The 12,137-nt window shown below is 63.4% G+C and carries 12 protein-coding genes; 9 read left to right on the forward strand and 3 right to left on the reverse strand.

Annotated features, from left to right (window positions below):
• Window positions 1–27: 27 nt before the first annotated feature.
• Window positions 28–441 (forward strand): SMI1/KNR4 family protein, encoded by a 414-nt coding sequence (locus JAB4_RS07240; RefSeq protein ID WP_175444780.1) that lies wholly within the window; start codon window positions 28–30, stop codon window positions 439–441.
• 56 nt (window positions 442–497) lie between these two features.
• Here the strand turns inward: JAB4_RS07240 and JAB4_RS07245 are convergent, their stop codons facing one another.
• The gene (locus JAB4_RS07245; RefSeq protein ID WP_070218178.1) at window positions 498–1,802 is read right to left on the reverse strand and encodes an MFS transporter; all 1,305 of its coding nucleotides are present in this window, start codon (window positions 1,800–1,802) and stop codon (window positions 498–500) included.
• A 152-nt stretch (window positions 1,803–1,954) separates the two neighbouring features.
• On the opposite strand from JAB4_RS07245, the gene JAB4_RS07250 reads away from it, so the two are divergent.
• The gene (locus JAB4_RS07250; RefSeq protein ID WP_070218177.1) at window positions 1,955–2,671 is read left to right on the forward strand and encodes an SDR family oxidoreductase; all 717 of its coding nucleotides are present in this window, start codon (window positions 1,955–1,957) and stop codon (window positions 2,669–2,671) included.
• Window positions 2,672–2,674: 3 nt separating this feature from the next.
• Here the strand turns inward: JAB4_RS07250 and JAB4_RS07255 are convergent, their stop codons facing one another.
• Both JAB4_RS07255 and JAB4_RS07260 read right to left on the reverse strand, forming a co-directional pair.
• Window positions 2,675–3,193 (reverse strand): hypothetical protein, encoded by a 519-nt coding sequence (locus tag JAB4_RS07255; protein WP_070218176.1) that lies wholly within the window; start codon window positions 3,191–3,193, stop codon window positions 2,675–2,677.
• Window positions 3,194–3,249: 56 nt separating this feature from the next.
• On the reverse strand, window positions 3,250–4,440 hold the full coding sequence (locus JAB4_RS07260) for a DUF1566 domain-containing protein (protein ID WP_139143716.1): 1,191 nt from the start codon (window positions 4,438–4,440) through the stop codon (window positions 3,250–3,252).
• A gap of 130 nt (window positions 4,441–4,570) precedes the next feature.
• On the opposite strand from JAB4_RS07260, the gene JAB4_RS07265 reads away from it, so the two are divergent.
• The 7 genes from JAB4_RS07265 (at window position 4,571) to JAB4_RS07295 (ending at window position 12,113) form a co-directional block, all read left to right on the forward strand.
• The gene (locus JAB4_RS07265) at window positions 4,571–4,999 is read left to right on the forward strand and encodes a hypothetical protein (protein ID WP_070218175.1); all 429 of its coding nucleotides are present in this window, start codon (window positions 4,571–4,573) and stop codon (window positions 4,997–4,999) included.
• Between the two features lie 72 nt (window positions 5,000–5,071).
• On the forward strand, window positions 5,072–6,028 hold the full coding sequence (locus JAB4_RS07270; RefSeq protein ID WP_070218174.1) for a bifunctional helix-turn-helix transcriptional regulator/GNAT family N-acetyltransferase: 957 nt from the start codon (window positions 5,072–5,074) through the stop codon (window positions 6,026–6,028).
• Window positions 6,029–6,135: 107 nt separating this feature from the next.
• Entirely contained in the window at window positions 6,136–6,774 is a 639-nt protein-coding gene (locus JAB4_RS07275; RefSeq protein WP_070218173.1) for a TetR/AcrR family transcriptional regulator, read from the forward strand.
• Window positions 6,775–6,890: 116 nt separating this feature from the next.
• Window positions 6,891–7,700, forward strand: a complete 810-nt coding sequence (locus JAB4_RS07280) for an alpha/beta hydrolase (RefSeq protein WP_083287264.1) — start codon at window positions 6,891–6,893, stop codon at window positions 7,698–7,700.
• Window positions 7,701–7,847: 147 nt separating this feature from the next.
• The gene (locus JAB4_RS07285) at window positions 7,848–10,058 is read left to right on the forward strand and encodes a TonB-dependent receptor (RefSeq protein ID WP_217494572.1); all 2,211 of its coding nucleotides are present in this window, start codon (window positions 7,848–7,850) and stop codon (window positions 10,056–10,058) included.
• A gap of 124 nt (window positions 10,059–10,182) precedes the next feature.
• Window positions 10,183–11,178 carry a PHB depolymerase family esterase gene (locus tag JAB4_RS07290; RefSeq protein ID WP_070218171.1) on the forward strand — a complete coding sequence of 332 codons (996 nt, stop codon included), beginning with the start codon at window positions 10,183–10,185 and terminating at the stop codon, window positions 11,176–11,178.
• Window positions 11,179–11,252: 74 nt separating this feature from the next.
• The gene (locus tag JAB4_RS07295; protein ID WP_070218198.1) at window positions 11,253–12,113 is read left to right on the forward strand and encodes a hypothetical protein; all 861 of its coding nucleotides are present in this window, start codon (window positions 11,253–11,255) and stop codon (window positions 12,111–12,113) included.
• Window positions 12,114–12,137: the final 24 nt, after the last annotated feature.

Here is a 12,137-nt window from a genome sequence, read left to right on the forward strand (position 1 = left end):
GTAACGTCAGCGATGCAGATTAACGGTATGGATTTACCCGTCGAGTATATTGCTTTTGCCGCAAGATATCGGAATGCGGCAGGATTTTGCAATTTGAGACTGAAGGAGGAGCTCGATTCTTTCGGTCGCACCTTGCAGACGGAATTGGCTCACATCTATACGGATGCCGTCGAACTGACTGCTCAGACAGCGAAGCTTGGGGCGTATTTCGTCGGCGATGGCTGCTATGGGGAGCCTGGAAGCGGCAGTGCTGGCCCGGGAGCCATGCCTGACATCGTTGATTTTACAGAAATCATTTGTTTCGGCATGGCCGGTGACGGCAGTCAATTCTGTCTCGATTTCAGGGGTGCCCGGGGCATGCCATCCGTCATCTTGTGGGACGATGATTACTGGCGAAAGATTTCAAATTCCTTTGAAGACTTTCTATTGCTATTTTCTTGATCGGTTGCCGGGGCAATTGCTGCAGCGCGCGAGGCAAGCCCGCGCGCTGCCCGAGTCTAGCGTCCTACCGTCTGCCGCTGGTCCTTGATGAACAGCGCCGTCAGCATGCCCACCACGCACACGCCGATCACGTAATAGGCGGGGCCCAGCACGTTGTTTTTCAGCATCAGGGTTACGACCACGGGCGTCAGGCCGCCGAAGATCGCATACGACAAGTTGTAGGAAAACGACAGTCCCGAGAAGCGCACCTGGGCCGGAAACGCCTGCACCAGCACGTAGGGCACGGCGCCGACGACGCCGACGAACAGGCCCGTCATCGCGTACAGGGGCAGCAGCAGGTCGGGGCGGCTGCCGACGGTGGTGTAGAAGAGATACGTACTGATGGCCAGCAGCACGGAGCCGGTGAAGATCACGCGCTTGCCGCCCAGGCGGTCGGCCAGCATGCCGGCGATGATGCAGCCGAAGGCCAGGCACAGGGTGGCCACGGTATTGGCCACCAGGGTGGTGCGCGGCGCGATGTGGTGGATCTTTTGCAGCAGGGCAGGCGTCATCAAGATGACGACGACGATGCCGGCCGACAGCATCCACGTCAGCAGCATCGATACGACGACGGCGCCGCGGTGGCTGCGCAGCACGGATTTCAAGGGCATTTCCGTGGACAGCGCCTTGCGCTGCTGCATTTCCGCAAAGACGGGGGTTTCATGCAGCCAGCGGCGCAAATACATGGCGCCAAAGCCGAAGAGGCCGCCCAGCAAGAACGGATAGCGCCAGGCGCCATCGGTGATTTCTGCCGGCGTGTAGACGGTGTTCAAGCCCGTCGCGACGAGCGAACCCAACAAAATACCGACAGTCAGGCCGGCCGTCAGCACGCCGCAGGCAAAGCCCGTGAAACGGCTCGGTACGTGTTCGGACACAAACACCCAGGCGCCCGGCACTTCGCCGCCCACGGCCGCGCCCTGGAAGACGCGCATCAAGAGCAGCAGCAGCGGGGCCGCCAGGCCGATGCTGGCATACGTCGGCAGCAAGCCGATCAGCAGGGTCGGCACGGCCATCATCAGGATGGACAGCGTAAACATGCGCTTGCGGCCCAGCAAGTCGCCGAAGTGGGCCATGACGATGCCGCCCAGCGGACGCACGACGTAGCCGGCGGCGAAGATGCCGAAGGTTTGCAGCAAACGCAGCCAATCCGGCATTTCCGGCGGGAAGAACAATTGGCCGATGGCGTTGGCAAAGAAGACGAAGATGATGAAATCGTAGAATTCCAGCGCGCCGCCGAGGGCGGCCAGCGACAGGGTTTTATAGTCTTGTTTGGTGAGGGGACGGCTTGCGGCGTTGATGGCGGCGGTGTTGGAAGTAGGCATGTGTCTCGTTCTTGTATGTTATCGGAGATTGCCAGATCTAGCATACGCATTTCCGCCGCGTGAGTAAATGCGGCGCGTATGGGGAGCAGCCTCAGCTGCTCTTAATACAACGCCGCTATCATCAGCGTTGACTTCATTGGAAAGGACACAGTATGCACATCATGATCGTGGGCGCCAGCCGGGGCCTGGGACGCGCGCTGGTGGACGGTTTGCTCGCTGACGGACATGCCGTCATCGGCGTATCGCGCCAGCAACCTGCCGACTTGCCTGCCGGCCAGGGCACACAGCTGCAATGGATCGCGGCGGACCTGGCCGCGCCCGCCGAGGCCGTCGAACGCATCGCGCGCGAAGCGCCCGCCGTGCTGGACGCGGTGATCTACAACCTGGGCGTGTGGGAAGAAAAGGCCTTCAGCGATGACTACGCTTTTCTCGGCGATGCGGACGAGGCCATCGTCGACATGGTCAATACCAACATCACGGCGACGATATTGCTGCTCAAGCGCCTGGTGCCGCGCTTGCTGGCCAGCAGCAAGCCGCAGCTGATACTCACGGGGTCGACGTCCGGCCTGCGCCAGAGCGGCCGCCCGGAAGTGACGTTCAGCGCCTCGAAATTCGCCCTGAACGGCATCGCCGACGCCTTGCGCGAAGGTTTCCGCGCACAGGGGCTGGCCGTGACGGCGCTGCAACTGGGCTATTTGAATACCTACGATGGCTTGTCCGTGCCGCTGGCGGACGCTGCCGCGCGGGGCGAGGGTGAGCTGATTCCCGTACATGACGTCGTTGCCGTCGTGCGCATGCTGCTGAACTTGTCGAATGCCTCGTTCGTGCGCGAACTGGTGCTGCCGGCGCTGCGCGACGAGCGCTTTTAGCCCCTAGGCGTCTATGCCGTAGACTGCGCTCCAGCCGAGACGCTCTTCCAGCCACTCGTCCGCTTCGGACGAGTCCATGTGCAGCAGCAGGGCGCCCAGCCGCAGCTGGCCCTTGGCCAGGGCCAGCACGGCGAACACGGATTCCAGCATGACGGGGTCCAGCTGGCCCTGCAGGTCGCGCGCGGCGATGGCGGGCAACTGCGCCCAGGCCGCCTGATAGCTGGCGGCCAGCCAGTCCGGCAGCGGCGGATTGTGCTTGCGGTGGCGTTCCAGCTCGATCAGGGTGATGAGCGCATAGAAATCTTCCGCGCGCGATGGTGCGTTGCCCAGCAGGTGGACGAGCTGGGGCACGGCAGCATACGAGGCGACGCCCACGTCGCCCTGGTGGTGCAGCTCTTCCCACAGCTCATGCCAGACGTCCTCGCCCGCCTGCATGGCCTTGAGCGCCCCGGCCACGTCGTAGGGCATGCGGTAGCCGCCTTCCAGGGTGGGCCAGATGGGATCGTCGAGTGATAACAGCATGGGTTTCCTTGATGATTGGGGAACGCTCGCCTGAGCAAACGCGCACTATACAAGCACTAAGCAAGCACCCGGCGCACGCAGCGCGCGTAGCCGTCAAACGCGCGCGCGTTCTGGTAGGCGACGCCCGTGTCGAAATCCTTGCACCAGGCTTCGTCCTCGATGTCGCCAGGCTCGCTTGACCAGTGCCAGTTCGGCCGGAACGCCTCTTTCAATGTCGCATACAGCAAGGTCTGCTCGCGCCGATCCGGCAGGCTGTGGCCCAGGCTGGCAGCCCAGTTGGATGCGGCTTGCCAGGAATGGTTCTCCTGCTCGTACTCGCCCGGCAGCAGCACCAGGTGGTAATCGGGCGCGCCATCCCAGCCGAGGATCAGGCCGGCATAGCGTTCGCCCGGCTGCAGGGCGATGGGCGCGTCGGCCGATGGCGCCAATGTGACCCGGCGCACGGCGCAGGCGCGGCCTGAATAAGTCTTGCGATAGTTGTACTGGGTGCCGTTGTCGAAATCGTGGCTCCACGCCATGCGGGGCAGGATGGCGTCCGCTTCCGACGACCAGTACCAGGCATCCGGGAAGGCATGGCCCAGGTTGGCGTGCAGCAAGGCCAGCTCGCTGCGCGTCGGCAGGCAGGCGCCGCGCGCCGCGGCCCAGGCTAGCGCGGCTTGCCAGGGCAGGGCATCGGCCTCGCCGGGCAGCAGGAACAACTGGTAGCCGGCGGCGCCATCCTGGCCCGGCATGATGCCCGCGTAGCGTTCGCCGGCAGCGGCGCCCAGCACGCCCGGGCAATGCTCAAACCAGCCATCGTCTTCTTCCGTGGCAATAAATGCCGCGATCAGCGCCTGCTGCGCGGGCGGCGCGGCGGCCAGCAGGGTGTTGAAGCAGGTGATGGCCGACGCATGGGGTGTGCCAGCGCCGTTGGCGATACCGACGAGAAAGTCACCCGCCCAGTCGGGCAGGGTGGCGATCAGGCGCGGCAGTTCGTGCAGCAGGGCGGTGCAATACGCCGTCTCGCCGAAACGCCAGGCGGCGCGGCTGGCCGTCTGGTAGGCGCCGTAATCGTGCTCGGCCTGTACGGATTGCACAATCGCCAGCGCGTAGTGCGCGCCCTCATTCCCCGTCAGCGCATCGAGCATGGCGCAGTAGCGCTGGAAGCGCCGCTGGGCTTCATCGGGCGGCGTGGAGGTATCGTCATCCTGGACGATGTTGCCCACAATTAGTAATTCGGCTTTCCAGAGTTCAAAGGCTGTTGGCATGGCTGTGGCTGGCGAGAGTGGCGGCGGACATGATTATGCCCCGACCATTGGTGTTTCAGCGTGCTGATTGAACATGCTACAGTCCGCCTTTGCCGCCAGCCCGGTGCGGCTTTGCCTGGATCAATGCGCTATGCCCAACTGGACTTCTCCGCCGCAACTCGTCGCCCTGGCCGCCTTTTATGCGCGGGCGCAAGCCCATCCTGAAACGATCAGCGACGCGGCCTTCCTCGAGGCCGTCAAGGCTGCCCACTGGCCCACCAATTGCTGGAGTTATGTGGAAGCATCGTTCGCCATCATCGCGCCCGCCTGCCTGCTGCGTCCGCATCTGACCGCCGGGCTGATCGTATTCCCCATCGATGCCATGATCGCGGGCGGCCTGGACGATGCGGGGCAAGTCATCGCGATTGGCCGGGCCTGCGCGACGCGCGACGCGCCGTACGTGGAGGTGAGCGAGGAGGGCAAGCGCTGGCTGACGCAGGTGTGGCCGGGCTTGGACGAACTGATCGGAGAGGTATTTGCGGCCAGACTGCGGGCGGCGCTGGCCGATGACGAGGAGTAAACGCTGACGCTTGACGCCGAAAGCCCGTTTACGTTAGGGTATACGTAACTACTTACCTATATTCTGCTCAACATGTCCTCCAACCTGCAAACCTACGGCTCGCTGATGCTGGCCAGCCGCCTGCGCCGTCTTTCCGATCAACTGTATGCGGGCGTCGATACCAGCTATCTGGCGGCCGGCGTCGAGCTGACGTCGCGCTGTTTCCCCTTGTTATTGCTGCTGCGCGACAACGGTCCCACGGCGATCACGGCCCTGGCCGCGCAAATCGGGCAGACGCATCCGGTGGTGGTGCAACTGGGGCGCAAGCTGCTCGACGCGGGCGTGGTGACGGAGCTGCCGGACGCCAAGGATGAGCGGCGCCGGCTGCTGGCGCTGTCCGACGCGGGGCAAGCCTTGCTGCGCGACATGGCGGCCCTGTGGGACGACGTGCGCGCGGCCGTCGATACGGTCTTCGAACACGGTACGCCGCAACTGATGGCCAGCCTGGACCGGGCCGAAGCGCGCTTGCAATCGCAAGGTTTCGGCGAAACGATCGCCGCCTGCCGGCGACAGCGCGAGCGGGCGGCCGTGGAGATCATCGCGTACGACGCCCAGTACGCGGCCGACTTCAAGCGCCTCAATATTGCCTGGCTGGAACGCTATTTCTATGTCGAGGCGCTCGACGACAAGGTGCTGTCCGATCCGCAACGCTCGATCCTCGACGATGGCGGGCAGATTTTCCTCGCGCGTTTGGACGGCAAGATCGTCGGCACCTGCGCCCTGATCCGTGCCGGCGGAGACAGCATCGAGCTGTCGAAGATGGCCGTCACGCCGGAATGCCAGGGCCTGGGCATTGCGCGCCGGCTGATCGAACGGGCCTTCGACGCCTTCGAGGCCAGCGGCGCCAAGCTGCTGTTCCTCGAGTCGAACAGCAAGCTGGCGCCCGCCATCCGCCTGTACGAAAGCAGCGGTTTTACCCATGTGGCGCGGCCCGCCGGCGACGCGCATTACCAGCGCGCCGACGTCTACATGGAGTGGCAAGGCAGGTAGCACACGCCAGGGCGCCACGCGGCGCTCCCCATCGGCCGTCTCCCGCGTTACAATACGTGCTCCCATAACGGAACCACGGTTCCACTATCGAGAGACGCCGACGCCGCATGCCTTCCTTTCCGATGCCCTTCCCGCAGATGATCGTTCCCCCGGAGCCCACTCAGGCGCGCAGCAAGCAGGCGTTCGAGCGCCTGCTGCTGGTGGGGGAACAGTTGCTGGCGGAAAACCGTTTCGATGAAATCGGCGTGGCCGACCTGGCCAAACTGGCGGAAACCTCCGTGGGCACGTTTTACCGTTTATTGGGCGATAAGGACACCCTGAGCCGCTTGCTGCTGCAGCGCTTTTTTTCCGACATGGTGGAAAAGGTCGAGACCCTGACGGAACTGCGCCAGTGGGAAGGGCGCAGCCTGGAAGAGTTCATCCGCGCCATGGTGGCCATGTTCGTGGCCGTGAATGGCGGGCGCAGCGGCGTCTTGCGCGCCTTGATCACGCGTGCGTCGCAGGATGCGCAATTTCGCGACAGGGTGCACCAGATCAATCATCTGATCTCGCAACGCACGGTCGCCGTGCTGGCCAGCAAATCGTCCAGCATCCGCCACCCGAACCCCACGCAGGCGATGATGGTCGTGCCGCCCGTGCTGCTGGGCATCCTGAACCAGCATACCTTGACGGGTTCGCTATCCTTTTTGTCGGGCGCGGCGCTCGAGGATGAACTGGTGCGTGTTGCTTTAAATTACCTGACTTGAGATATTTAGCGATTTAACTTGAAATCGGAATTCGGATTCCGTATTATGTTTTCCAACAGCAGGAAAACATATTCCTGCACCTGAACACAAAGCATGTTCAACAGCAAGGAGACAGAATGCGGCGTCACACGACATCCGATGTTCCATTGCATTACCTCGACCTGGGCAGGGAGCAGGGCGATCCCGCGCAGTCAGAGCCTATTTTTCTGTTGCACGGCCTCGGTTCCTGCGCCGAAGACTGGCGTCCGCAGATCGATGCCCTCGGCAGCAGCTTTCGCCTGATCGTGCCCGACCTGCGCGGCCATGGCGCCAGTCCCGCGCCAAACGGCGACTGGCAGATCGGCGACTTCGCCAACGACCTTTTCAATCTGATGGACCAGCTCGACGTGCCACGCGCGCACATCGTCGGCTTTTCCCTGGGCGGCATGGTGGGCCTGGAAATGGCCAACCGTGCCCCGGGCCGGGTGGCCAGCTTGTGCCTGATCAATTCTCAACCATTTCAGGGCAGCAAGCCGGCAGCGCTGCTGTTTGCCTACTGGCTGCGCCGCACGGTGATCGCCACCTTCGGCCTGAAAGCCATGGGCAAGATCATCGGCAAGAAACTGTTCCCCGAGCCGGCCCAGCAAGCGTTGGTCGAGCGCTTCGCCACGCAGATGGCGGGCATGGACAAGCGTGCCTACCTGGCCGCGCTCGATGCCATTTTCCACTGGGATATCGACATCCATTTCCAGGCCCTGGCCATGCCCGTCTTCATCATGGCGGCCGACCAGGATTACACGCCCGTCGCCAGCAAGCGGGCCTTTGCCGCACAGTTTCAGCAGTGCGAGATCGAGATCATCGCGAACTCGCGCCATGCCACGCCCCTGGACCAGGCGCAGCGTGTGAATACCTTGTTGCAGTCCTTCCTCGCCACACATTCAAAATAAACAGGCCACTCGCCGCACGGGCAGGGGCCGGGAAACAGTCATCGCAGGGCAGGTGCTCGCTTCACGTGCGCGGGTACCTTGACGTCTTGTGATCCTGGCCTCCGGCCGTCTTCCCTGGTGGTAAGCAAGCCTGACATTGGAGACGCTATGAAACTTGCTTTGAAATTGATGCCCGCCGCCCTTGCCGTTGCCGGTGCCTTCAGCTTTTCCACCCAGGCCCAGGCGCAGGAGGCCAGCCAGGCCACTGCTGTCAGCGCCCAGGAAGCCAGCGACGCAAAAGAACGCATGGAAACCGTGACGGTCTCTGCCCGCCGCCGCGAAGAACGGCTGCAGGACGTACCGCTGGCCGTCACGGCGTTTTCCGCCAAGGCCCTGGAACGGGCGAATATCCAGAACCTGGCCGACCTGCAGGAGCGCGTGCCGAACCTGACCGTGTACGCTTCGCGCGGCACGAATACCACCCTGACCGCGTTTATCCGCGGCGTGGGCCAGGCCGACCCCGTCTGGGGCGTGGACCCGGGCGTGGGTATTTATTTTGACGACGTCTACATGGCCCGTCCGCAAGGCGCGCTGCTCGACGTGTTCGACGTGCAGCGCATCGAAGTGCTGCGCGGCCCGCAAGGCACCTTGTACGGCAAGAACACCATCGGCGGCGCCATCAAGTACATTTCGCGCCCCCTGGCGAAGGAAAACGGTGCCTCGGCGGAAGTGGGCATCGGTAATTACAACCAGCGCAACTTCAAGGCCGCCTTCAATGTGGCCAACGAGAGCGGCACCTGGCGCGCGCGCCTGGCCGCCGCCAAGCTGGACCGCGATGGTTTCGGCCGCAATACGTTCAATGGCGAACAGGTCAGCGACCAGGACAGCACGGCCGCGCGCCTGTCCGTCGGCTACTTTCCGCAGGACATCCCGCTCACCGTCGTGCTGAGCCTGGACGCCACGGACGACAAATCGGGCGTGCGCGGTTTCCAGCGCATGGGCGTAAGCGCCTTCGACCCGCTCAAGCGGCCCGCCAGCAAGGATGCATATGACATCCAGAGCGGCATGCCGGGCAACAACTTCACGCATAACCGCGGCGGTTCGCTGGTGGCCAACTACACCTTGTCGAACGACTGGTCCGTCAAAGTGATCGGCGCCAAGCGGCGCAGCACCTCCGAGCAAACCATCGACTTTGACGGCTTGCCGCTGCCCATCGCCGACGTCTTCGGCGACTCGCGCGACGAACAGAAAAGCCTGGAATTGCAGGCCTCGTACAGCGGCGACTACGGCGCCGGCGTGATCGGCCTGTACCGCTTCGAAGGCACGGCCGGCGGCGGCATCTACAACAACTTCCTGGGGCGCCAGTTTACGGCCGCCGTCAGCACGGTGGAGACGGACAGCACGGCGCTGTACACGGACTGGACCTGGCCGCTGGGCAAGGTGTGGAGCATCAATGCGGGCTTGCGCCACACGCGCGAGGAAAAGCGCGCCATCGTGCTCAACCGCGCTTTTGCCGATGTGGGCTTCACGCGGCCCATCCAGACGGCGGCCGACTTCGACAAGTCCTTGTCGGTGAGCAATACCTCGCCGAAAATTTCCGTGCGCTATGAAGCGTCGAAGACGACGAATTTCTACAGCAACCTGTCGCGCGGCTTCAAGTCGGGCGGCTACAACGTGCGCGCCAACAACCTCGTGGTGCCCGATTCCGCGCGGCCCTACAAGGATGAAAAACTCGACGCGCTGGAGGTGGGCATGAAGTATGCGGCGCCCGACGACACCTTCGACGCCAACGTGGCCCTGTTCTACAACCGCTACAAGGATATTCAATTGTCAGTCTTCACCAGCTATGTGCAGCCGGGCGGCGTGCCGGGCTTCTATGGCGACTTCACGAATGCGGGCAAGGGCACCGTGAAAGGCGCGGAGTTCGAATTCTCGTGGCGGCCGAACCGCCAGTGGGAAGTCAACGGCTTCCTCGCCTTGCTCGATGCCAACTATGACGAGTTCATGAGCGGAGGCAAGAACATTGCGGATACGCAAAAGTTCAGCAATACGCCAGCCCGGCAAGTGGGCTTGAACGTGACGCGCACGGACCGCGACGTGTTCGGCGGTGCCTTGCGCAGCATGGTCGGCTATGGCTATCGCAGCAAGGTCTACCCGACGACGGACTTGAGCGAAACCCTGGCGCAGGGCGGCTACAGCATCTGGACGGCCGGCGTCGTGTGGGAAGCGCCAAAGAACTGGACCTTCAGCTTGCATGGCAGCAACCTGGGCAACAAGCGCTACCGCACGGATGGCTACAACATTCCCGCCGTGTTCATCCTCGACGGTTTCTATGGACCGCCGCGCCAGATCATCGCCAAGGCCGGTTACAAATTTTAGAGTTCTTCACTGCCGGGGCTGGACCCGCTGGGTCCGGCCTCGCGGGTCGGAAGTGCCGGCTTGACGGGCGTCAAGCCGGGTCGTTGTCGCTGTTTTCGTCGTGAATAATAATCAGGAGACTGGCATGGCACATCTGCATCAACAACTGCGTCACTTGTTATCTGCACTCATCGCCGCCTGCGGCTTGCTGGCCGCGTTGCCGGCTGCCGCCGGGCAGTGGGACTTCGGCCTGTACGCGAGCCTGTGGGGCTCGCGCGAATACCAGGTCTGGCTGCCGAGCAATTACAATCCGAATACGCCGCTGCCCGTCGTGCTGATGCTGCACGGCTGCGGTTCCGAGCCGAACAGCATGGCTGCCGTCAGCCGCTACAACCAGCTGGCCGACAGTGAAAACTTCATCGTCGTCTACCCGCGCCAGAACGTCACGGCCAACCCCATGCGCTGCTGGAATTTCATGTTGCCGCTGAACCAGGAGCGGGGCACGGGCGAACCGGCCGTGCTGATGGGCATCTTGAACAAGGTCAAGAGCAAATATGCGGTGCAGGACAGTCGCGTGTACGTGACGGGCATCTCGGCCGGCGGCGCCATGGCGTCCATCATGGCCGCCTGTTATTCCGACGTGTTCGCTGCCGTGATGGTGCATTCGGGCGGCATGTACAAGGGCGCCACCGGCCTGCTCACGGCTGCCGACTCGCTGTTCAACGGCAGTTCCTTCGACCCGAAAGTGCGCGGCAAGGATGCCTGGCGCTGCTCCGGTTCGCCGCGCCGGCTGATGCCAACGATGGTGTTCCACGGCACTTCCGACATCGTCGTCAATCCCGTCAACGGCGAACAGACCATCGAGCAATTCCTGCAGACCAGCGATTACGGCGACGATGGCCTCGACAACGACAGCGTGCGCTACCGTGCCGACAGCATCGTGCGCCAGACGGTGCCGTACGGCCGCAGCTATACCATCGACACCTACCTGCACAACGGCGCCGTCATCGCGCAAAAGTACACGGTCGAGGGCATGAACCACGCGTGGAGCGGCGGCCCTCCCGGCTGGCCATTCAGCGATGAGCTGGGCCCGGACGCCACCGTGATCAGCTGGAATTTCTTCAAGAATTACCAGCGCTGATGCTGTAAGGAACTAGCAGCTTGTACAATGGGGCGCAGCAATTGCGCCCCATTTTTATGCCCGTGAAAGATCCCATGCCTGCTTGCCGTTTGCTGTCCTGTCTTGCCGTTGTATTGCTGTCCGCTTGCGCCGGCGGCCCGTCCGCGCCATCGGCTGCCTACACGCAAGCGTTCGAGCGTGCCGCCCAGCAAGACAGCATGCGCAGCGAGTGCGACTGGAACGTGCGCTATGCGCCCGTCGCACCCAAGGACGCCAGCGTGGCGCAATTGCAGGCCATCGCCACGGCGCGCCTGGCGGCGCTGCAGCTGTCGCCCGCCTGGACCTTGTCCATGCCCGGCAGCGAGGCGCACGCCTTTACGGACTCGGCGCAGGACCGTGCCGGGCTGCAATTGTTGCTCAGCATCGTCTTGCCGGCCATGGAGCGCTACCCGGCCGGCGTCTTCGCGCGCACGGGCTTGCGCCACGTCGTGCTGGTGAAGGACTTGAGCGTGGACGGCCAGCGCCGCCTGGCCATGCCGGCGCCGGAAATCGACAGCGTCGTCTATGCCGACAACCTGCTGGCCGCCCTGTGTCCGTCCGGCATGGAGCTGCGCGTGCACCACGAGTATTACCACTTCATCGAATACCGGTTGTTCAACGATTTCTATTACCGCGACCCCGCCTGGCTGGCCCTGAACCCGCCCGGCACAGCCTATGGCCAGGGCGGCGCCAAGGCCTACGGCAAGGGTTTCCAGAACCTGGGCCACCCGCAGCCCGGGCTGGTGAGCCTGTACGCCGCCTACGGCCCCGAGGAAGACAAGGCGGAGGTGTTCGGCTGGATGATGGCGCCCGCGTATGCGTTGCGGCTGCAGCAGTGGACGGCGTTTGATCCCACCCTGCTGGCGAAGCGGCAAAGATTGATGGAAGTATTGGGAACCTTGGAGAATTCTTACTAAATATCAAGTATTTCCTTGCCGTCC

Source organism: Janthinobacterium sp. HH102 (assembly GCF_001758625.2).
Lineage (GTDB): Bacteria > Pseudomonadota > Gammaproteobacteria > Burkholderiales > Burkholderiaceae_D > Janthinobacterium.

Excerpts from the sequence above, each read along its gene's own strand:
- JAB4_RS07240 (WP_175444780.1), top strand. The coding sequence starts at position 28 with ATGGATTTACCCGTCGAGTATATTGCTTTTGCCGCAAGATATCGGAAT.
- JAB4_RS07245 (WP_070218178.1), bottom strand. The coding sequence starts at position 1,802 with ATGCCTACTTCCAACACCGCCGCCATCAACGCCGCAAGCCGTCCCCTC.
- JAB4_RS07250 (WP_070218177.1), top strand. The coding sequence starts at position 1,955 with ATGCACATCATGATCGTGGGCGCCAGCCGGGGCCTGGGACGCGCGCTG.
- JAB4_RS07255 (WP_070218176.1), bottom strand. The coding sequence starts at position 3,193 with ATGCTGTTATCACTCGACGATCCCATCTGGCCCACCCTGGAAGGCGGC.
- JAB4_RS07260 (WP_139143716.1), bottom strand. The coding sequence starts at position 4,440 with ATGCCAACAGCCTTTGAACTCTGGAAAGCCGAATTACTAATTGTGGGC.
- JAB4_RS07265 (WP_070218175.1), top strand. The coding sequence starts at position 4,571 with ATGCCCAACTGGACTTCTCCGCCGCAACTCGTCGCCCTGGCCGCCTTT.
- JAB4_RS07270 (WP_070218174.1), top strand. The coding sequence starts at position 5,072 with ATGTCCTCCAACCTGCAAACCTACGGCTCGCTGATGCTGGCCAGCCGC.
- JAB4_RS07275 (WP_070218173.1), top strand. The coding sequence starts at position 6,136 with ATGCCTTCCTTTCCGATGCCCTTCCCGCAGATGATCGTTCCCCCGGAG.
- JAB4_RS07280 (WP_083287264.1), top strand. The coding sequence starts at position 6,891 with ATGCGGCGTCACACGACATCCGATGTTCCATTGCATTACCTCGACCTG.
- JAB4_RS07285 (WP_217494572.1), top strand. The coding sequence starts at position 7,848 with ATGAAACTTGCTTTGAAATTGATGCCCGCCGCCCTTGCCGTTGCCGGT.
- JAB4_RS07290 (WP_070218171.1), top strand. The coding sequence starts at position 10,183 with ATGGCACATCTGCATCAACAACTGCGTCACTTGTTATCTGCACTCATC.
- JAB4_RS07295 (WP_070218198.1), top strand. The coding sequence starts at position 11,253 with ATGCCTGCTTGCCGTTTGCTGTCCTGTCTTGCCGTTGTATTGCTGTCC.